The sequence below is a fragment of the Scytonema sp. PRP1 genome (genome assembly GCF_036697665.2).
GTDB classification, from domain to species: Bacteria; Cyanobacteriota; Cyanobacteriia; order Cyanobacteriales; family Nostocaceae; genus Kalymmatonema; species Kalymmatonema gypsitolerans.
Window position 1 is genome coordinate 1 of the sequence record NZ_JBAHYJ020000057.1, and the last position, 938, is coordinate 938.

Annotated in this window: 1 protein-coding gene; it reads left to right on the forward strand. The window is 43.7% G+C overall.

The genetic code is table 11. From position 1 onward, the window contains the following. The first annotated feature begins 191 nt into the window (after positions 1–191). Complete coding sequence (locus V5G28_RS11315) at positions 192–821, forward strand: response regulator transcription factor (protein WP_332992267.1); 630 nt, start codon at positions 192–194, stop codon at positions 819–821. The last annotated feature ends 117 nt before the right edge of the window (positions 822–938 follow it).

Below are 938 nucleotides of genomic sequence, written 5' to 3' on the forward strand. Positions count from 1 at the left end.
AGTTAAGTAAAAATAGCGTTTGCGTAGCGGCTCCTATGGAGCGACGCCCAGCAGTGATAGTTGTGTATTTTTCGGCTCTAAACTATCACTAACCATATCAAATCCTGATTTTTACGTTCCAAACAAGTCTGCAAGGATTGCTCTCAAACCTTTGCACAGAAGTGATTACAAATTTTCGGACGGAATCTATTATGAGCCAAGCCACTACGATTCGTGTTCTGATTGCTGACGATCATTTCATTGTCAGACAAGGATTGGCAAGCATCATTAACCACGATCCTGAAATGACGGTGATTGCTCAAGCAGAAGATGGACAACAGGCGATCGAGCGCTTTTGTGAATACCAACCAGATGTCACGCTGATGGATTTGCGAATGCCCCAAGTCGGAGGGGTTGAAGCTATTACTGCGATCTGTGCTGAATTTGAACCTGCCCGAATTATGGTGCTAACAACTTACGATGGCGATGAAAATATCTATCGCGGATTGCAGGCAGGTGCTAAAGGATATATGCTCAAGGATGCTAAACCCAATGAACTTCTAAATGCGATTCGCAGTCTGCATCACGGTCAGCAGTATATTCCATCACACGTGGGGGCAAAACTGGTGCAGCGCCTTAGCAAGCCAGAATTGAGTGAACGAGAGCTAGAGGTGCTCCGTTTAATAACCCAAGGAATGAGCAATTTAGAAATTGGCACCGCTTTGAGTATCGGTGAAAGCACCGTTAAATCTCACGTTAATCGAATTTTAAGTAAATTGGGAGTGAACGATCGCACTCAAGCGGTGATTGTTGCCGTTAAACGAGGGATTGTCAGTTTGTAATACCAATTCTCTATGAAGTTGCACTTAATAAAGCAGAGGTGATGTAATCCCATCCACAAATCGATGCGATCGCTTCGGCAGAAATAGAATCAAGAACCTGTTTTAGCTTATGTCTTA